The 18,894-nt window shown below is 66.1% G+C and carries 18 protein-coding genes and 1 tRNA gene; 9 read left to right on the plus strand and 10 right to left on the minus strand.

The window, feature by feature from the left end:
- Positions 1–10: 10 nt before the first annotated feature.
- The 6 genes from ACN9M4_RS15225 to ACN9M4_RS15250 form a co-directional block, all read right to left on the minus strand.
- Entirely contained in the window at positions 11–769 is a 759-nt protein-coding gene (locus tag ACN9M4_RS15225) for an ABC transporter permease (RefSeq protein ID WP_426299282.1), read from the minus strand.
- Positions 766–1,518, minus strand: coding sequence for an ABC transporter permease (locus tag ACN9M4_RS15230; RefSeq protein ID WP_426299284.1), 753 nt, complete (start codon positions 1,516–1,518; stop codon positions 766–768). The genes ACN9M4_RS15225 and ACN9M4_RS15230 overlap by 4 nt, the downstream gene beginning before the upstream one ends.
- Positions 1,515–2,279, minus strand: coding sequence for an ABC transporter ATP-binding protein (locus tag ACN9M4_RS15235; protein WP_426299286.1), 765 nt, complete (start codon positions 2,277–2,279; stop codon positions 1,515–1,517). Before ACN9M4_RS15235 ends, ACN9M4_RS15230 begins: the two co-directional genes overlap by 4 nt.
- Positions 2,280–2,470: 191 nt before the next feature.
- A complete protein-coding gene (locus ACN9M4_RS15240) occupies positions 2,471–3,946 on the minus strand; it encodes a GH1 family beta-glucosidase (protein ID WP_426299288.1) in 1,476 nt (491 codons plus the stop codon).
- Between the two features lie 177 nt (positions 3,947–4,123).
- A tRNA-Tyr gene (locus tag ACN9M4_RS15245) sits at positions 4,124–4,205 on the minus strand.
- Positions 4,206–4,371: 166 nt separating this feature from the next.
- The gene (locus ACN9M4_RS15250) at positions 4,372–4,638 is read right to left on the minus strand and encodes a hypothetical protein (RefSeq protein WP_426299290.1); all 267 of its coding nucleotides are present in this window, start codon (positions 4,636–4,638) and stop codon (positions 4,372–4,374) included.
- A gap of 225 nt (positions 4,639–4,863) precedes the next feature.
- Between ACN9M4_RS15250 and ACN9M4_RS15255 the strand changes: the two genes are divergently transcribed.
- From ACN9M4_RS15255 to ACN9M4_RS15275, 5 genes are all read left to right on the plus strand, one after another.
- The gene (locus tag ACN9M4_RS15255; RefSeq protein ID WP_074591467.1) at positions 4,864–5,355 is read left to right on the plus strand and encodes a YajQ family cyclic di-GMP-binding protein; all 492 of its coding nucleotides are present in this window, start codon (positions 4,864–4,866) and stop codon (positions 5,353–5,355) included.
- A gap of 222 nt (positions 5,356–5,577) precedes the next feature.
- Positions 5,578–6,441, plus strand: coding sequence for an iron uptake transporter permease EfeU (gene efeU, locus ACN9M4_RS15260; RefSeq protein WP_426299293.1), 864 nt, complete (start codon positions 5,578–5,580; stop codon positions 6,439–6,441).
- A 54-nt stretch (positions 6,442–6,495) separates the two neighbouring features.
- Positions 6,496–7,701 (plus strand): iron uptake system protein EfeO, encoded by a 1,206-nt coding sequence (efeO, locus tag ACN9M4_RS15265; RefSeq protein WP_426299295.1) that lies wholly within the window; start codon positions 6,496–6,498, stop codon positions 7,699–7,701.
- Positions 7,698–8,978 (plus strand): iron uptake transporter deferrochelatase/peroxidase subunit, encoded by a 1,281-nt coding sequence (gene efeB, locus ACN9M4_RS15270; RefSeq protein WP_426299297.1) that lies wholly within the window; start codon positions 7,698–7,700, stop codon positions 8,976–8,978. Before efeO ends, efeB begins: the two co-directional genes overlap by 4 nt.
- Positions 8,975–9,595, plus strand: a complete 621-nt coding sequence (locus ACN9M4_RS15275) for a hypothetical protein (RefSeq protein ID WP_426299299.1) — start codon at positions 8,975–8,977, stop codon at positions 9,593–9,595. Before efeB ends, ACN9M4_RS15275 begins: the two co-directional genes overlap by 4 nt.
- A gap of 49 nt (positions 9,596–9,644) precedes the next feature.
- Here ACN9M4_RS15275 and htpX read toward each other — a convergent pair whose 3' ends face one another.
- Both htpX and ACN9M4_RS15285 read right to left on the minus strand, forming a co-directional pair.
- Positions 9,645–10,508 (minus strand): zinc metalloprotease HtpX, encoded by an 864-nt coding sequence (gene htpX / locus ACN9M4_RS15280; protein WP_426299301.1) that lies wholly within the window; start codon positions 10,506–10,508, stop codon positions 9,645–9,647.
- An 81-nt stretch (positions 10,509–10,589) separates the two neighbouring features.
- Complete coding sequence (locus tag ACN9M4_RS15285; RefSeq protein WP_426299303.1) at positions 10,590–11,861, minus strand: MFS transporter; 1,272 nt, start codon at positions 11,859–11,861, stop codon at positions 10,590–10,592.
- 86 nt (positions 11,862–11,947) lie between these two features.
- On the opposite strand from ACN9M4_RS15285, the gene ACN9M4_RS15290 reads away from it, so the two are divergent.
- From ACN9M4_RS15290 to ACN9M4_RS15305, 4 genes are all read left to right on the plus strand, one after another.
- On the plus strand, positions 11,948–12,700 hold the full coding sequence (locus ACN9M4_RS15290; RefSeq protein ID WP_426299305.1) for a hypothetical protein: 753 nt from the start codon (positions 11,948–11,950) through the stop codon (positions 12,698–12,700).
- Positions 12,701–12,730: 30 nt separating this feature from the next.
- Positions 12,731–13,192, plus strand: a complete 462-nt coding sequence (locus ACN9M4_RS15295) for a Fur family transcriptional regulator (protein ID WP_426299307.1) — start codon at positions 12,731–12,733, stop codon at positions 13,190–13,192.
- Positions 13,193–13,267: 75 nt separating this feature from the next.
- Positions 13,268–15,445: a catalase/peroxidase HPI gene (gene katG, locus ACN9M4_RS15300; RefSeq protein WP_426299309.1), complete on the plus strand. Its 2,178-nt coding sequence runs from the start codon at positions 13,268–13,270 to the stop codon at positions 15,443–15,445.
- Between the two features lie 140 nt (positions 15,446–15,585).
- Positions 15,586–16,221, plus strand: a complete 636-nt coding sequence (locus ACN9M4_RS15305) for a DUF2461 domain-containing protein (RefSeq protein ID WP_426299311.1) — start codon at positions 15,586–15,588, stop codon at positions 16,219–16,221.
- A gap of 125 nt (positions 16,222–16,346) precedes the next feature.
- Here ACN9M4_RS15305 and ACN9M4_RS15310 read toward each other — a convergent pair whose 3' ends face one another.
- Positions 16,347–17,906, minus strand: a complete 1,560-nt coding sequence (locus ACN9M4_RS15310) for an amino acid permease (protein ID WP_426299313.1) — start codon at positions 17,904–17,906, stop codon at positions 16,347–16,349.
- Between the two features lie 118 nt (positions 17,907–18,024).
- The gene (locus ACN9M4_RS15315) at positions 18,025–18,819 is read right to left on the minus strand and encodes a hypothetical protein (RefSeq protein WP_426299315.1); all 795 of its coding nucleotides are present in this window, start codon (positions 18,817–18,819) and stop codon (positions 18,025–18,027) included.
- Between the last annotated feature and the right edge of the window lie 75 nt (positions 18,820–18,894).

Genomic DNA, 18,894 nt, shown 5'->3' on the forward strand with positions numbered 1-18,894 from the left:
CGGAGGGGAATTACTTGAAGTGCACGGCGACGCGGTCTTCGAGCCGTTTGGTGAGGGCGAAGACGATGATCGACACGATGGATGTGATGCAGGCGATCGCCCACACGGTCACGGTGTCGCTGCGGACGATCGAATCGGTGATGAGTTGTCCGAGGCCGCCGATGGAAAGCAGGTATTGCGCGAGGATCACTGCCCCGATTGAGAAGGGCGCAGTCATCCGGACGGCGGCAAGCAGGCCCGGAACGGCCTGTGGAATGAGCAACCGGAGCAGGGTGTTCCAGCGACCGGCACCGAGGGCCCGGAACACATCCTCGGAAGAGCCGTTCACTTGCCTTAACCGGCCAAGGACCAGGACAAAAGTGGGAAAGAAGGACAGCAGCATGACGATCACGATGACCGTGATTTCGTTGTAGCCGACCAACCTGCCGATCACGGGAAGCATGGCCACCACCGGCACGGCCTGCAGGACGCTCGTGGTGGGGGTGATGAGCCCGTCAAGGATGGACGAATACCAGACCAGGATCGCCAGGATGCAACCGACGGTGAGCCCAAGCAACGTGCCGGGAACGGCGAGCGCTACCGTGACGAGGGTGGGTTCGGCGAACTTGGCAAGGTTGTTGAACACATAGGACGCAACACCGAACGGCCTGGGCAGCAGCAGGTCCGTGTAACCGTTGAGGTCGGCGACGAGTTCCCAGATCACAAGCAGCGCCAGGATGGGCCAGCCCAGTGTGAGGATGCGCGCCGGGAGGGACGTTTCCTTGGTCATGAGAACCTCCGTCCGACCATCTTCTGGATGGCCGCCATGGCGTAAAAGGCGAGCAGCGAAACCAGCGCCGCCGTCAGCGCGACGACGAACAGCAGTTTCACTTGGAAGTTCTGCATCGAGCTGATCATCAGGACGCCGAGTCCCATCGGGGCCCCGAACCATTCACCCAGCACCGCGCCGAGGACGGCGCCGGAACCGGCGAGGGTCAGGCCGCCAAGCAAGCTGGGCACGGCACTGGGGAGGCTGAGCCGGATGACCTGTTGCAGCCTCGAGGACCCGGAGACCTTGAAGAAGTCCGCGTGCGCCGGGGAGACGGCCAGCAGTCCGGACGCGGTCGCCACGAACATCGCGAACCCCGAGCCGAGGGCTGCGGTAAGCACCGACATCCCCTGCGGTCCGACCAGCGCGATCAGCAGCGGCGCGAGCGCCACGAGCGGGATGGTGTTGAGGATCGACGCCGTCTGGTCCAATCCGGCCCGGAGCACCGGAAGGAGGAAACCAAGGAAGCCGACGGCCATGCCGAGGACGGAACCGATGACCAGTCCCGTTCCTGCCGACGCCAGCGTGGCGCCGAGGGAACGGAACAGCAGCGCCCTGCTCAGCTTGTTGCCCAGGACCGAGGAAATAGCGTCAGTGGGGGCGGGCCAGGCCTTTCCGGCGAGCCCCAGCCTGCCGATGATCTCCGCCGCAAGGATCAAGATCAGGGCGCCAAGTATTCCAAGAACGATCTTCTTCTTGCGGGGGCTCATGAGGCGTCCAGCATCCGGGTCAGGCGGTCCACCACGTGGTGGAATTCATCGGTGCGCTCCAGTCCTTCCGTGCGGGCAGTATCGAAGGACAGCACCTCCTCGTGGCGTATCCGACCGGGATTGGCAGCCAGAACGACCACGCGCTGGGCGAGGAAGACGGCTTCTTCGACATCATGGGTAACGAGGACCGTAGTGGTGCGCTCCTCGGCCCAGATCCGGGCAAGTTCGAGGTTCATCTTGCGCCGCGTCACGGCGTCGAGGGCGCCGAACGGTTCATCAAGCAGAAGCACTTCCGGCTTCAGGACCAGGGAACGGGCAATCGAGGCGCGTTGCCTCATGCCGCCCGAAAGCTGCCGGGGAAAAGCATCGCGAAACCGTGCCAGTCCGACCAGTTCCAGGAGTTCCCCTATGCGTGTTTCGTCCACCGGGCGCTTGGCCAACTGGTAGGGAAGAGCGACGTTCTGAAAAACGGTGAGCCAGGGAAGCAGCGCATGGTCCTGGAACGCGACACCCAGCCTGTGCCCGTTGACGAGTTCCTGGGGTTCGAGCCCGTTGACGGCGAGTTCGCCTGCCGTGGGCTGTTCCAGGCCGGCGACCATCCGGAGAATGGTCGACTTCCCGCACCCGGACGGGCCCAGCAAGGCAAGGAATTCGCCTTGCGCGACGTTGAGCGTGACGTCTTTGAGGGCGGTGAATGTGTTGTTCTTCTCCAAGGAGAAAGTCTTTTCAACGCGGTCGAGCGATATGCCTGATGCACTCATGACCGGTCCCTTTCGATTGCACCGCAATTGCTGCGGTTCGGGCGGATTGTTCTTGGTTGGCGCGGCCGGCAGCCCGATGGGCCTTCGGCAACTCATTTGTTACGCGCTTAGATTTACTTCCAAAAAATATGGCCACAGGGCCAACTGGTTTAAGCCTAGGTGGCGGTTGTTTCGATCAAATAAAGCCTGGGTTACTCCTTCCGACCGGCTGGCAAGCGATTGTCCGGAGTGCGTCCGGCGATGACAGAGGAGTAGACCAAAGCGGAGTCCTTCACCGTGCGGACGTGGGTTTCGTAGTCAACGTGGACCATGCCAAAACGCTTTCCGTAGCCCCAGGCCCACTCATAGTTGTCCAGCAAGGACCACAGGAAATAGCCGCGCACATCCGCCCCTTCGTCGATTGCCTCGGCAATGCTCTCCAGGTGGTCAAGCACGAACTGGGTCCGCTCGACGTCGTGGACCCGGCCGCCGTCGGTGATGTCGTCGTCGAACGCTGCGCCGTTCTCCGTCACGAACATCGGCGGGAGGTTGGGGTACTCGCGCCCCAGGCGCGTCAGCAGGTGGCGGAGCCCGTGCGGGTTGATCTCCCAGTCCATGCCGGTACGCGGCAGCCCGCGCGAAGGGAACGTAATGTGTTCGGATCCGACATACGGCGAGGCAATCTTCCGGTCCGTGGCAGCCGCGAAACCCGCGTCACCGTCGGGCAGCGGATGCCCGGAAACGTTGTCATCGTGGTAGTAGTTCACGCCCAGGAAATCGATGGGTGCGGCAATGGTTTCGAGGTCGCCGTCATGGACCAGTTCATCAAAGCCGAGACCCTCGACGTCGTCCCGGAAGTCTTCCGGGTACCGTCCCAGGAGGAGCGGTTCCAGGTAAATGCGGTTCTGCAGCGCATCGAAGCGGCGGGCTGCGTCGAGATCCACGGAATCGGCGGGGTCCGCGGGGATCGAGTTGGACAGGTTGAGGGTGATGCCGATGTTCTCCGCACCCAGGACGCGAAGGGCGCGGGTCGCCAATCCGTGGGCCAGGTTCTGGTGGTGCACCGAAGCCAGACCCGCCTCGCGGGAGGTCCGGCCTGGGGCGTGCAGCCCGGCGGCGTAGGACAACAGCGAGGAGCAGAACGGTTCATTGAAGGTGGTCCAGTGCTGCACCCGGTCACCGAGCGCCCCGTAAACCGTCTCTGCATAGTCCTGGAAACGGAAGGCAGTGTCCCGGCCGGCCCAACCGCCCTTTTCCTCGACCGCCTGCGGCATGTCCCAGTGGTACAGGGTCAACCACGGCAGGATGCCGGCCTCGAGGAGTTCGTCCACGAGCCGGGAGTAGAAGTCCAGCCCGGCCTGGTTGACGGAGCGGTCTCCCGGCTTGATCCGCGCCCAGCTCGTGGAGAATCGGTAGGAGCCAAGTCCCAGCCGCTTCATGAGGGCAACGTCTTCGGGCATGCGGTGGTAGTGGTCGACGGCGACTTCCGGAGTGTCGCCATTCGCGACGGCGCCGGGCACGCGGGAGAAGACGTCCCAGATGCTGTCTTCCTTGCCGTCTTGGTGGGCGGCCCCTTCAATCTGCGCGGCCGCCGTCGCAGACCCCCAGAGGAAGCCTTCGGGCCATGCGCGGGCACCCAGCGCCGCGGCTTGTTCCAGCTGCGAAGCCGGGAGATTTGAGACAGTCACGAAGGGTCCTCCTTTGATGCATCTAAATGTTATGCGCTTAGATTACGGGGCCGACGTTTCCGGCAAGTAAAAAGTGCCAGGGCGCGGACAAGCCTGTGGAAGACGGCGCCAGCACACACCCCGGTTCCGGGCAAAGAAAAAATCCCCGGAACCTATGGTTCCGGGGATTTCATTGGGTGGCAGATGAGGGATTCGAACCCCCGTAGGCAGTGCCAGCTGATTTACAGTCAGCCCCCTTTGGCCGCTCGGGTAATCTGCCGAACTTCAAAAGAAGATCACTCACAGCAACAGTTCCGTTTCCGTCCCCGTAACCGCGAGCAAGACAACCTTACAGAACTTCTGCCGAAGAATCGAATCGGGGCCGCGAAGCCCGGAAATCCGCGGAATTCAGCCCGTCACAGCGTGCCGAAAGTCCGGCCAGGCGGTCAGGCCTCCCCCAAGATCCGGCCGGCCAGCTTCTCCTCGAAGCGCAACGCCTGCTCGGCAGTGAGCTGCCGCAGCTCCACCGCCCGCTGCAGATCCGCATGGACGCCCTCCATGCGGGTGGCGGCGTCGGGCACCGGGCTCAGCACCACGGAGGCTGCCACGGCAGCGGCTGCCACGGCCGTGCCCGCGGCCGCCGCGGCGACGCCGATCGTTGCCGCCGCGGCTGTCGCGGAGCGGGTGACGTAACGTACGGGGTTCTTGCTCATGGGGGTTTCCTCCAGGGATTGTTTTCCTCCAACGGGTACAACTCTCTTCCCGGGCCCTCAGTTCCGGCAGTGCGTGTGCTGTGAGCGAACTGTGAAACGCGGCTCCTCCGAACGAGCGGTTACAGACTGCACGTTCCACACCGCAGGTACTAGGCTGGTTGGCAGACAAGAGCGCCCGCGGGGCACCGCGGAGACGCAATCCACCACCCATTCCCAAGGAGAGTCATGGCAGGCGAATCCACATTCGACGTCGTCAGCAAGGTAGACAAGCAGGAAGTCGCCAACGCGCTCAACCAGTCCCAGAAGGAAATCGCCCAGCGGTACGACTTCAAGGGCGTCGGCGCCGAGATCGACTTCAGCGGCGAGAAGATCCTCATGAAGGCCAACTCCGAGGAACGCGTCAAGGCCGTCCTCGATGTCTTCCAGTCCAAGCTGATCAAGCGCGGCATCTCCCTGAAGTCCCTGGACGAAGGCGAGCCCTACGCCTCCGGCAAGGAGTTCCGCCTGGAGTGCTCCATCAAGGAAGGCATCGCGCAGGACATCGCCAAGAAGATCAACAAGATCATCCGCGACGAAGCCCCCAAGTCCGTCAAGTCCCAGATCCAGGGCGACGAACTCCGCGTCACCTCCAAGTCCCGCGATGACCTGCAGGCAACCATGGCCATCCTGAAGAACTTCGAGGAAGCGGACCTGCAGTTCGTGAACTTCCGCAGCTAGACAGGGCAGGCCAAGGCCGGGGCGCAGCGTCGATCACCGACGCCGCACCCCGGCCTTTTCCGTACCCGGATGCGTTTCCGGGATGGGTTCCGGGGAGGTTCCACGACAACCCCGCGCAATCTTTTGCAATTACCTCACGAAATCTTTGCGTATTCCGCGGCGGCTTGTAAGGTACTCACTTAGGCGAGCCTAATGATGGCTACCCTAAGAGAAAGCACTGTTATGACAGCCAACTTCCTGATCGGCCTGCGCGAAGGCCTGGAGGCAACCCTCGTGGTGGTCCTGCTGATGGCCTACCTCGTCAAGACCGGCCGCCGTTCCCTGATGCACCGCCTGTGGGCGGGCGTGGGGATCGCCGTCGCCGTGTCGGTTGCCTTTGGCGCCCTGTTGACGTTCGGGCCGCGCGGCCTCAGTTTCGAGGCGCAGGAAGCGATCGGCGGCGGACTCTCGATTGTCGCCGTCGCGCTGGTCACCTGGATGGTGTTCTGGATGGCACGGACGGCCCGCTCCCTCGGCGGCGAACTGAAGTCCCGCGTGGACAAAGTCGCCGACGGCGCCGCATGGGGCCTGGTGCTCGTGGCCACCCTCGCGGTGGGCCGCGAAGGCCTCGAAACGGCGCTCTTCCTCTGGGCGGCGGCGCAAGCCAGCGGAGAATCCTCGACGCCGTTGCTCGGCGCGCTGCTCGGCCTCGCCGTGGCCGCGGGGCTGGGTTACCTGCTCCACCGCGGCGTGCTGAAGGTCAACCTCTCCCGCTTCTTCAGCTGGACCGGGATCGGCCTGATCATCATCGCCGCCGGGGTGCTGGCCTACGGAGTCCACGATCTCCAGGAGGCGGGCATCCTGCCCGGGCTGCACAGCCTCGCCTTCGACGTCTCGGCCACCGTCCCGCCGTCGTCCTGGTACGGCACCCTCCTGAAGGGGACCCTCAATTTCTCCCCGGCCACCACCTGGCTGGAAGCCGCGGCCTGGATGCTTTACACCGTTCCCGTCCTGTACTTCTACCTGCGCAGTACTGTGGCGGCCCCGCCCGCCACGCCCCGCAACGGCGTCGAGCACCCTGTCCGTGCCGAAGCCGCAGCAGCCTGAGCTTTCCCCGCAACACCCCCAACGATTCGCACCTCCCAACAAAAGGAACACCCCATGCCTGGCTCCCGCCTGCCCGAAAGGGCCCCGACCATGTCCTCCGGCCGGAAGCATCTTGCCCTGATCGCCGCGGCGGCAGTGCTCCCGCTGGCACTGTCCGCCTGCACCGACAACGGCAAAGGCGCCGAGGCCGGCAGCGGCGACGGCTCCATCCTGGTCAGCAGCACTGACACGGAATGCAAGGTCTCGGCCTCCTCTGCCCCGGGCGGCAACCTGAGCTTCTCGGTGAAGAACGACGGCAAGCAGGTCACCGAGTTCTACCTGCTGGCTGAGGACGGCCTGCGGATCATCGGCGAAGTCGAAAACATCGGACCCGGCCTGACCCGCAAGCTGGTAGTCTCCGCCGGCCCGGGCAAGTACACCACCGCGTGCAAGCCCGGCATGCAGGGCGACGGCATCCGTGCCGCCTTCGAAGTCACCGACTCCGGCAACAACACCGCCGTCGACGCCGACCTGAAGAAGCTCCTCGACACCGGAGTCCAGCAGTACGCGTCCTACGTCAAGGACCAGACCGAGCAGCTGGTTGCCGGCACGAAGGACTTCGCCGCGGCCTACGCGGCCGGCGACGCCGCCAAGGCGCGCGAACTCTATGCCGCCACGCGCATGCACTGGGAGCGCATCGAACCCGTGGCGGAATCCTTCGGCGACCTCGATCCCAAGCTGGACGCCCGCGAAGCGGACCTCGAACCGGGACAGAAGTGGACCGGCTGGCACCGGGCGGAGAAGGACCTCTTCCCGCCGGCAGGGTTCAAGCTGCTGACCGCCGCCGAACGCGGCGCACTGGCCAAGCAGCTTGTTGCCGACACCGAAGAACTGGGCAAGCGCACCCGCACGGTGGAGCTGACCGCACACTCGCTGGGCAACGGCGCCAAGGAACTCCTGGACGAGGTGGCCACGGGCAAGGTCACCGGCGAAGAGGAGATTTGGTCGCACACCGACCTCTGGGACTTCCAGGCCAACGTGGACGGCGCCCGGATCGCCTACGAGAGCCTCAAGCCCGCGCTGCTGCGCAAGGATGCGGCACTGGCGAAGACGCTCGATGAGAAGTTTGCGGCGCTGCAGGCCGAGCTCAAGAAGCACGCCAAGGGCGAGGGCTTCACGTATTACGACGAGCTTAGCCCGGCACAGGTCAAGCAGCTTGCGTCGCTTGTCGATTCCTTGGGCGAACCGCTGTCCAAGCTCACCGCGGCCGTGGTCCTGTGAGCGGCTGCCCCTTCTCCCGCCGCGGCCTGCTTTCCCTTGCCGGCGTCGGCGGTGCGGGAGCCGCGGCAGGAATTGCCGCCGGCCTGCTCGGCCATGACACCCTGGCCGCGGCTGCCGCACCCGCCGAGCACCATGACGACGTCATTCCGTTCCACGGTGAACGGCAGGCCGGAATCACGACCCCGGCCCAGGACCGGCTCCACATGGCCGCCTTCGACGTCACCACCGAGGACCGCGCCGTCCTTGTCCAGCTCCTCAAGGACTGGACTGCAGCGGCAGAGGCCTTGACGGCGGGGCGCACCACGGGTGCCACCGGCGCCGTCGACGGCCCCTACGATGCCCCGCCCGAGGACACGGGCGAGGCGTTGGAGCTGACGGCGGGCAAGCTGACCCTGACGTTCGGCTTCGGCGCCTCCCTGTTCGAAAAGGACGGCAGGACCCGCTTCGGCCTGGCCGGCAAGCGGCCGGATGCCCTGATTGACCTGCCGCATTTCCCCGGGGACGACCTCGAACCCGGCCGCAGCGGCGGTGACATCGTGGTGCAGGCCTGCGCCGACGACCCCCAAGTGGCAGTGCACGCAATCCGCAACCTGGCCCGGATCGGCTTCGGCAAGGCCCGGGTCCGCTGGTCGCAGCTGGGCTTCGGCAGGACATCCTCAACGTCCCGCGCACAGCAGACTCCGCGCAACCTCTTCGGCTTCAAGGACGGCACGGCCAACCCCAAGGCGGAGGACACGGAACTGCTTAAGGAACACGTCTGGGCCACCGCCGGCAACCGCGCCGGTGAGGCGTGGATGGCCGGCGGAAGCTACCTCGTGGCCCGCCGGATCCGCATGCACATCGAGATCTGGGACCGGACCTCGCTGGGAGAGCAGGAAGGCCTGATCGGCCGTACCAAGGGCACAGGCGCGCCGCTGTCCGGCGGAGAAGAGTTCACCGCCCCCGACTTCGACATCAAGGGCAAGGACGGCGAGCCGCTCATGCCCATGGATTCCCACGTCAGGCTGGCGCATGCGAGCCAGAACAACGGGGTCAAGATGCTGCGCCGGGGCTACAACTACACGGACGGCTCGGACGGCCTGGGCCACTTGGACGCCGGACTGTTCTTCATCGCCTTCGTCAAGGATCCGCGCACCCACTACGTGCCCATGCAGATGGCCATGGCCAAGGGCGACACCCTGGCACTGGAATACCTCAAGCACACCGGATCGGGATTGTTCGCCGTCCCACCGGGGACCAAGCCCGGAGGCTTCATCGGAGAGGGACTCTTCGCGTGAAAACAGCCGTCGTTGAACCCAGCGGCGGCACGGACACCCCCGGAAAAGAAACACCGGCACCCGCCCCGGCGGGCAAACCGGTCATAAACACCGCACTGCTGGCGCTCCTGTGTGCCGGCAGCTGGCTGGCGTCTGTCCTGGCCGGCGGCTGGGCCGATTGCGGCCCGGTGGTCCATCGTTTCGCCCTCGCCGGGCACATCCTGGCCCTGGTGTTGTCCTTCGGCGCCATCATCGTGGTGGACTGGGTCGGATTGCTGTGGCTCCTTGGCCGCCGCGACATCCACGACACCAGGCGCGTGGAGTCGGCGGCGCAGCCATTGATCTGGTGCGGCTTGGCCGCCCTCCTGGTCACTGGTTCACTGATCGATCCGGACCTTGGCAACCCGCTGACCCAGGTCAAACTGGCCTGTGTGCTGCTGCTCATGCTCAACGGAATCCTGCTGGCGCCCACCATGCGGAAGCTGCATGCCTTGCCCCCGGGAACCCTCTTCTCGGCCATGGCAGCGCCCCTCCGCAAGCACCTGATGATCGCCCTGTGCGTTTCGCAGGGCTGCTGGTGGACCTGCGTCCTGGTGGGCCTGCTCAACAGCACCTTGCGGCGCTGGACCGGCAGCTGACGGGTGAGCGGCTAGGGGACGGGCAGCTGACGGGCGGGCGGCTAAGGCTTTACGGCCGCCCGGCCATCCGCTCCAGCCGCTGGATGCGTTCGCGCATCGGCGGGTGGGTGGCGAACAGCTTGGTCATCGCGCCGCCGCGGAACGGGTTGGCGATCATCAGGTGCGAGGCGTTCACGAGGCGCTGGTCCTGCGGCAACGGCACCTGCGCAACCCCCGATTCGATCTTGCGCAGGGCCGAGGCGAGCGCCAGCGGATCGCCGGTGAGCGCGGCGCCGTCCTCGTCGGCGTCGTACTCCCGGGTGCGGGAAATCGCCAGCTGGATCATGGAGGCAGCCAACGGCGCCAGGAGCGCGAGGGCGATCATCGCGATCGGGTTCGCGTTCCGGCGGTCGCCGCCGCCGAAGAACAGCAACATCTGCCCCACCGAGGTGATGACGCCGGCGACGGCGGCGGCCACCGAGGAGGTCAGGATGTCACGGTTGTAGACGTGCATGAGCTCGTGGCCGAGAACGCCGCGGAGTTCGCGCGCGTCGAGCATGTGCAGGATTCCTTCGGTGCAGCAGACCGCGGCGTTCTTCGGGTTGCGGCCGGTAGCGAAGGCGTTCGGCGTCATGGTGGGAGAAAGGTAGATCCGCGGCATCGGCTGCTTGGCCCGCACGGACAGCTCCCGGACGATCTGGTAGAGCCCGGGCGCCTGTGCTTCCGTCACCGGATACGCCTGCATGGAGCGGAGCGCGATCTTGTCGCTGTTCCAATAGCCGTACGCGGTGGTCCCAACGCCGATCAGCGCCATGATCCAGATGGGCGCCGAACTGCGGGTCCCGACGCCGATCAGCGCGCCAAGGCCCAGCAGCACCGCCCAGAGGACGCCGAAAAGGGCTGCGGTCTTCAGTCCGTTGTGGTGATTGTGCACGTCACTGCTTTCTTGCGGTGAAGGATTGGTCTTCTTTTTTCGTATAACGCCGATGGCGGCGCGGACGTTCCGCTGTTGTGTTCAGGGCAGGGGGTGGTGGGCGTCGTACTGCAGGAATCCCTTCTGCCGCCGGGCGACAAGCGTGGACACCGCGATGCAGAGCGCCCCGCCAAGGAGCAGCACCCAGCCTTCGCTGAGCACCTTGGTGACGCCGCCGGCCAGCATGTCGCCGATCCTCGGCCCGCCGGCCACCACCACGATGAAGACGCCCTGCAGCCTGCCCCGCAGGTGGTCCGGCGTGGCCGACTGCAGGATGGTGGTCCTGAAGACGGCGCTGACCGAGTCGGAGACGCCGGCAAGCACGCAGCACAGCGCGGCCGGGACCAGCCACCAGGTGGCACCCCCGCGGCCTGAACTGCCGGCGAGCACCACCACCAGGCCGAAGGCTCCGATCGAAAAGCCCCAACCGGCCACGGACCAGACAACAGCGCTGCCCTGCCGGCGGACCCGTCCAAGCGGCCCGGAGAAGAGCCCGGCGAAGAAGGCGCCCACCGCCGTCGACGCCAGCAACACACCCACGGTGGTTTCCCCGCCGCCGAGCATCGTGGCCGCGATGGCCGGCATGAGGGCGCGCGGCTGGGCGCAGATCATGGCGATCAGGTCGATCACGAAGGTCATGCGGACGTTGGGCCGGGTGCCGAGGAAGCGGAAGCCTTCCACCACCGAACGCAGGCCGGGCCTGCCCGCGCCCTTGGACGGCGGCAGCGCCGGCAGCTTGAACAGGCCCCACAGCGCGAAGGTGAAGCTCAGGACGTCGATGGTGTACGTCCAGCCGAAGCCGATGGTGGCCACCAGCACGCCCGCCAGCAGCGGCCCGGCGGTCATGGACAGGCCCATGGTGAGCATGCTGAGGGCATTCGCGGCAGGCAGGAGTTCCTTGCGGACCAGCAGCGGGATGATGGCGCTGCGGGCCGGGGCGTTAATGCCCTGCGCGCCGCTTTGAACGGCCACCAGGAAATAGAGGATCCACACGTTGCCCAGCCCCAGCCAGGCCTGCAGGGCAAGCCCGGCGGTGCTTGCCCAGAGGACCAGGGACGCGGCAATGGCCACTTTCCTGCGGTCGAAGGCGTCCGCCACGGAGCCGCCGAAGAGCCCTGCCACCACCAGCGGCACGAGCGCGAAAATGCTCAACAGACCGACGTAAAGGCTCTGCTGGGTCAGCCGATACACCTCAAGGCTGACTGCGACAAGGGTCAGCTGGGAGCCGACGGCGGCAACGGAGGATCCCAGCCAGAGGCGCCGGAACGCCGGACTTTCGCGGAGCGGGGTGATGTCTGCCAGAAGTTTTGCCACTGCCCTACCCTACCCAGAATGGCGTAGCGGACTCCCGGATAGCGCCGTCACTTGCTAGGCTCCGGAGTCGGGGGAAAGGAGACGGCATGCCCATGGCACGGCGCCTGCTCTTCCGTTCGAGCATGTGGGAAGTCGCGCGCCCGCGGACTCCGCTCACGGAAGGCCATTTCATGGTGCGCCTAAGCGACCCCGCAACCCCGTTCACCGAAGACTCGGCCGCCGACTGGCTGCTCTGCTATTCGGCCGCCCGCGCTGCCCTGCACGAAGTGCTCCACAGCAGCCTCTGCACGGTCATGTTCCCGTTCCGCTGGCACCCGCTCGGCTCCGCCATCGGCGAACCCGCCGCAGAATCCTCCACGCCGGGCTTCCATCTCTTCGCCCGCTGGGCCGGTGAAAGCACGACGCCGGGCGGCCAGCTCGCGCTGCCGGCCCACCGCCGTCGGGCAGCGGGTCCGTTCGACGACCTTGATGCGTCGCTGCGGGCCGTGCTGCAGCGTACTGCAGCAGCACGCCTGGCGGCCGCCCGGCGCCCGGAATCCCGGCAGGATGTCAGCTGGGTTTCCCGACTGGGCGACGCCGCCCACCACCGCGTCCTGGTCCCGGAGCCTGGCGCGGGCACCGTCTCCCAGCTGACGCCGTCGTCGCTCCTTTCCCTGGCCGCTGCCCTGGAGGAGCTGCCCACCGGGGACCGGGTCACCGGGTACAGCTGCGTCATGACCGAAGCGGCCGGCTCGGAGCGGCGCCTGGAGCTGCACGCGCTGGGCCGCTCCGCGGGCGAGGAACGCAATCCCTTGGAGTCCCTGGAAAATTTGCCGGAAGTTAGCCGCGCCTTATTGTGATCTTCTCAAAATAAATGTTTCAATAAATGCATGATGGATCACACGGCCGAACAGCAGGCATGGGCGGCGGCCCTGCATGCCCACGGCCGCCGTGTCACCAAGCAACGGCTCGCCGTCCTGGCCGCCGTCGAACGCAACCCCCATTCGCCGGCGGAGGGAATCCTCGCCGCCGCGCGCAAGGAACTCCCGGAACTGACAGCGCAGTCGGTCTACGTGGTGCTGAGCGACCTCACCGAACTGGAAATGGTGCGCCGCTTCGAACCCCCGCACTCCCCCGCGTTGTACGAGACCCGGGTGGGGGACAACCACCACCATGCCGTTTGCACCATATGCGGCCGGGTGGAGGACGTGGATTGCGCCGTGGGCCACGCGCCTTGCCTGACGCCGCATTGGGATGAGCACTCAAAGCCGATGACCATCCAGATCGCGGACGTCCTGTACCAGGGAATCTGCCAGGACTGTCAGGCCAAAGAACTTCAGGCGACGCCTTAGCCCCCGGTCGCACCGCGACCGGACGGCTTCGGCCCGACTGGACTACCTCTGTAAACCAACCCCGGAAGGAAAACTGTGTCTGAGAGCACCATTGCCAAGTGCCCCGTAGCGCATGGCGGCCGTGTACACCCGACCAAGGGCGCCCCGAACAACGAGTGGTGGCCCAACAAGCTCAATCTGAAGATCCTGGCGAAGAACCCGGTGGTGTCGAACCCGCTCGACCCCGGCTTCGACTACACCGAGGCCTTCAACAAGCTTGACCTGGACGCCGTGAAGGCGGACCTGGCCGAGGTCATGACCGACTCCAAGGAATGGTGGCCTGCCGACTTCGGGCACTACGGCCCGTTCATGATCCGCATGGCCTGGCACTCTGCCGGCACGTACCGCTCGCACGACGGTCGCGGTGGCGGCGGCGCAGGCCAGCAGCGCTTCGCCCCCCTGAACTCCTGGCCTGACAACGTCAGCCTGGACAAGGCCCGCCGCCTGCTGTGGCCGGTCAAGAAGAAGTACGGCCAGTCCATCTCCTGGGCCGACCTGATGATCCTCGCCGGCAACGTGGCGCTGGAGACCATGGGCTTCAAGACCTTCGGTTTCGCCGGTGGTCGCCCGGACGTCTGGGAAGCGGACGACGACGTGTACTGGGGCCCGGAAAAGGTCTGGCTCGACGACGAGCGCTACACCGGCGACCGTGACCTCCAGGCGCCGCTGGCCGCAGTCCAGATGGGCCTCATCTACGTCAACCCGGAAGGCCCCAACGGCAACCCGGACCCGCTGGCCTCGGCCCGCGACATCCGCGAAACCTTCCGCCGCATGGGCATGGACGACGAGGAAACCGTCGCCCTGATCGTCGGTGGCCACACCTTCGGCAAGACCCACGGCGCCCACAAGGACGACAGGATCGGCGCCGACCCTGAAGCCGCTCCCCTGGAGGCACAGGGCTTCGGTTGGAAGAACGGCCACGGCACCGGCCACGGCGCTGACACCGTCAGCTCCGGCCTTGAAGTGACCTGGACCTACCACCCGACCCGCTGGGACAACGAGTTCCTGCACATCCTCTTCGCGTACGAGTGGGAACTCATGGAGTCCCCGGCCGGCGCCAAGCAGTGGCGTCCGGTGGCCAACGGCGGCGCCGACCTGGTTCCGGAAGCACACGCCGGCTCCGGTACCCGCGAACCGCGCATGCTCACCAGCGACCTCGCCCTGCGCACCGACCCGGCATACGAGGCGATCTCCCGCCGCTTCAAGGACGACCTTGGCGCCCTGGAAGACGCCTTCGGCCGCGCCTGGTTCAAGCTGACCCACCGTGACATGGGCCCGAAGGCCCGTTACCTGGGCAAGGAAGTTCCGGCCGAGGACCTGATCTGGCAGGACCCGCTGCCCGCAGCCCCGGCCCAGACCATCGGTGAAGCCGAGATCGCCGTCCTCAAGGAAAAGATCGCCGCTTCCGGCCTGTCCGTCGAGGAACTGGTTTCCACCGCGTGGAAGGCAGCGGCTTCCTTCCGCGGTTCCGACAAGCGCGGCGGCGCCAACGGCGGCCGCATCCGTCTCGAACCGCAGGTCAGCTGGTCCGTGAACCAGCCGGAGAAGCTGAAGCCGGTCATCGCCAAGCTCGAGGAAGTCGTTGCCGACTTCAACGCGTCCTCCGAGATCAAGGTCTCCTTCGCCGACGTCGTCGTCCTCGCCGGTGGCGTGGGCGTCGAGCAGGCTGCACTGGCCGCCGGCCACGACATCACCGTCCCGTTCACCCCGGGCCGCGTCGATGCCACCCAGGAGCAGACCAGCACCGAGCAGTTCGCCTGGCTCGAGCCGGTTGCCGACGGTTTCCGCAACTACGACAGCGGCTTCCTGAACCTGCCCAGCGAGTACCTGCTGATCGACCGCGCGAACCTGCTGAACGTGTCCGCCCCGGAACTGACCGTCCTGGTGGGCGGCCTCCGCGTCCTGGGCAACAACTGGGACGGCTCCCAGCACGGCGTCTTCACCGACCGCCCGGGCACCCTGAGCAATGACTTCTTCGTCAACCTGCTCGAACTCGGCCTCGAGTGGACCCCGGACGCCGAAGAGAAGACCTACACCACCACCGACGGCCGCTGGACCGGCAGCCGCGTGGACCTGGTCTTCGGCTCCAACTCCGAACTGCGCGCCCTCGCCGAGGTTTACGCCTCCGACGACGCACAGGAGAAGTTCGTTGCCGACTTCGCCAAGGCCTGGGCCAAGGTCATGGACAACGACCGCTTCGAGCTCAAGAAGTAGTCGGGCGCCCGGGAAATCCCGGAGCCGAACGAAGCACCCCGTCACGGAAAATCCGTGACGGGGTGCTTGCTTTTCAGGGTTCTCCACATAGCTGGCCCGGGCCCTGTGCTGCCCGGCATGCGGTCCCTAGGATTCCTTGCATGAACACATTTCAGGGCATTCCGCCGGAGGCGTTCCGCTTCTATGCCGAACTTGAGCAGAACAACAACCGCGAGTGGTGGTTGGAACACAAGGACGTTTACGACGCCGCGGTGAAGGAGCCGCTCACCGCGCTCCTCGAGCAGTTGGAGCCGCAGTTCGGGCCGGCCAAGATCTTCCGCCCGTACCGGGACGTCCGCTTTTCGCAGGACAAGTCACCCTACAAGACGGCCCAGGGCGCCTTCGCGGCGGAACAGGAAGGCCTGGGCTTCTATCTCCACCTGGCCGCAGACGGCCTCCTGCTGGGTGGCGGCTGCCATTCGTACAGCCCCGCACAGCTGGCCCGCTACCGCGAGTCCGTGGCCGCCCCGGCCAGCGGGGAGGAACTGGAGGGTATCGTCTCGCAGATCGCCGACGCCGGGTATTCCATCGGCGGCGAGAAGCTCAAGACAGTACCCCGCGGCTTCGACAAGGACCATCCGCGGGCCGAACTGCTGAAGCACAAGTCCTTGTCCGCCGGGCTTGAACTCGGTGAACCCGCTTGGCTTTCCACCCCTGCGGCGGCCGGGGAGATCGCACGCCGGTGGGAAGTGCTGCGGCCCCTGGTGGACTGGGTCTCTGAGCACGCCGCGCCCTGATCCGGAGCTACCCGGGGACGGCGATGGCCGCCCGGAACCGTGGTTCCAGGCGGCCATCGTATTGTTTGCGTTTCGCAGTTTGCGTTTCGTTGTTTGCGTTTCGCTGTCTGCGGGCGGCGCAGGCGTCAGACCTTGCTGAGGTCGTCCTCTTCGTCGCCGGACACCGTGCTGTTGCCTGCCACGGAGCCTCCGGACACCGCGGCGCAGGCCTCGGCGAACTTCTCGTTGAGGCGCGAGTGGCGCTGGCCGTAGGCGAAGTAGATCGCGATGCCGATGACCAGCCAGATCGCGAAGAAGATCCAGGTCTCCACCGCGAGGTTGGTCATCAGGTACAGGCAGAGGACCGCCGAGACAACCGGGAGCACCTTACCGAACGGCACGCGGAAGGCCGGCTTCAGGTCCGGGCGCTTCTTGCGCAGCACCAGGATGCCCAGGCTCACCATGACGAACGCGGAGAGGGTTCCGATGTTGATCATTTCCTCCAGCAGGTCAACGTTGGTCAGGCCTGCCACGAGGGCGACGGCGCTACCGCAGATGATCTGGAGCCGTGCGGGGGTCGCGTGCTTGTCGCTGGTGCGGGACAGGGCGCGCGGGAGCAGGCCGTCGCGGCTCATTGCCAGGACCACGCGGGCCAGTCCCATGAGCAGCACCATGATCACCGTGGTGAGCCCGATGAGGGAGCCGAAGGCGATCACCTTGGCCGCGTCCGTGTTGCCGACGGCTTCGAACGCCGTGGTAAGAGTGGGGCTCTTGGCCTCGGCAAGCTGGGTGTAAGGCACCATGCCGGTCAGGGCCAGGGAAACGAGGATGTAGAGCAGGGTCACTAGGGCGAGGCCGCCGAAGATGCCGCGCGGGAGGGTCTTCTGCGGGTTCTTGACCTCTTCGGCAGAGGTTGCCACCACGTCGAAGCCGATGAAGGCGAAGAACACCAGTGCCGCACCGGCGAAGATTCCGAGGGTGCCGTACTGGGCGGGAACGGCCCCGGTGAGGAAGCCGAAGAAGGACTGCTTCAGCACGTCGGTGCCGCCGCTTCCCGCTGTCGGAACGGATTCGGGAATGAACGGCGTGTAGTTGGCGACCTTCACGTAGGTGAACCCGACGACAATGACGAAGAGCACCACACCGATCTTGATCAGGGTGAAGATGTTGCCCACGCGGGCGGACAACTTGGTTCCAAGGACCAGCAGCACCGTGAATACGGCCACGATGAGGAAGGCACCCCAGTACAGGTCCACCCCGCCGATGTTGAGCGCGGGCGGCATGTCCACGCCCATGAGGCCGAACACCTTGCTGAGGTAGATGCCCCAGTACTTGGCGATGACCGCTGCGGCCGTAAAGAGCTCGAGGATCAGGTTCCAGCCGATGATCCAGGCCAGGACCTCGCCCATGGTGGCGTAGGTGAAGACGTAGGCAGAACCCGCAACCGGGATGGCGGTGGCGAATTCCGCGTAGCACATGATGGCCAGCGCGCAGGTGACGGCGGCAACCGCGAAGGAGATGGTCACCGCGGGGCCAGCGAAGTTTGCCGCGGCCTTGGCACCTACCGAGAAGATGCCGGCGCCGACAGCAACGGCGACGCCCATGATCATCAGGTCCCAGGTGCTGAGGGAGCGCTTCAGTTTGCGTCCGGGTTCATCGGCGTCCGCAATGGACTGCTCGATCGACTTGGTCCGGAAGAGGTTCATAGGAAGTCCACAATCTTGACGGGTACGTGAAACAGACTCATCAAGAGTAGTGTCCATACAGTGGACCTCCACTTTTGTCCCGCATAGTGAGACAACTGCGGCGTGTCGCGCTTGCGGATCACCTGCCGAGCAGGCCGCCCCCAACGACCAGCACCTTCGTTCCCGTGCTCGCGCCGAGCACGGAAGAGATCAGGGAAGGCACGTCGGACGGCTCTGTTGCTGTGCTCGGCGCGGTGGAGGTGCTCGGCGCGGTAGCAGTGCTCGGCGCCGGGGCCGGCGCAGTCCCTGAATCTGCGGTTTCGGCCGCGCCCGGGTCCCCAGCTGACATTTCCTCCGGTTCGGTGCCGTCCGATGTGCTTCCCGCGGCATTCGAGCCATCTGCTGGTGCCGGGAGCTGCACGGGCTCCGGCGGCGCAGGCTGGACGGCTTCCTGACCTGCTCCTGCCGGCAGGTTTCCAGCCGTCACGGGCGATCCGTCCTGCGGAACGGCCCCGGCAGGTACCGGGGGCTCGCTTGCACGGGTCCTGCTGTCGGTTCCCGATCCGGGCTCCTTCGCTCCCGGCTTGCCGGCCGAAGTGTCCCCGGCCTTTCCGGAGCGGCTGGGTTCGGGAAGGGCGCGGCTGTGTTCCGCGTCCGCCGACTGCCCGGCGCCAGCGACGGCGGCCGGCCCGGTCTTCCCTATCCACCCCTCGAAAGCGCCGGCCTGTGCCGCGAGGGCGATTCCTGCTGCCGCCGTGACGGCCAGTACCGGCACTCCAACGGCAGCGTTGGCACGCACCGCAGCGCAGGCACGGAACCAGGCCGCGCCAGGGTTTGTCCCTCCTTCGGCCGCCCTGCGGCCGCGGCGCTTTGGGACGCCTCCCCCGGTGGCTGATTCAGGTGCTGGCGTTCCTGTCACGCCGACGTTGGACATGATTCCCCTCAAATTCGCGGATTGGAACAGCCCAGTCTAGTCGCCGAGGGTGACGCCACCGTCTTCCGGCGTGTC

The organism is Arthrobacter sp. R-11, from assembly GCF_049913155.1.
In the GTDB taxonomy this organism is placed as follows: Bacteria; Actinomycetota; Actinomycetes; order Actinomycetales; family Micrococcaceae; genus Arthrobacter.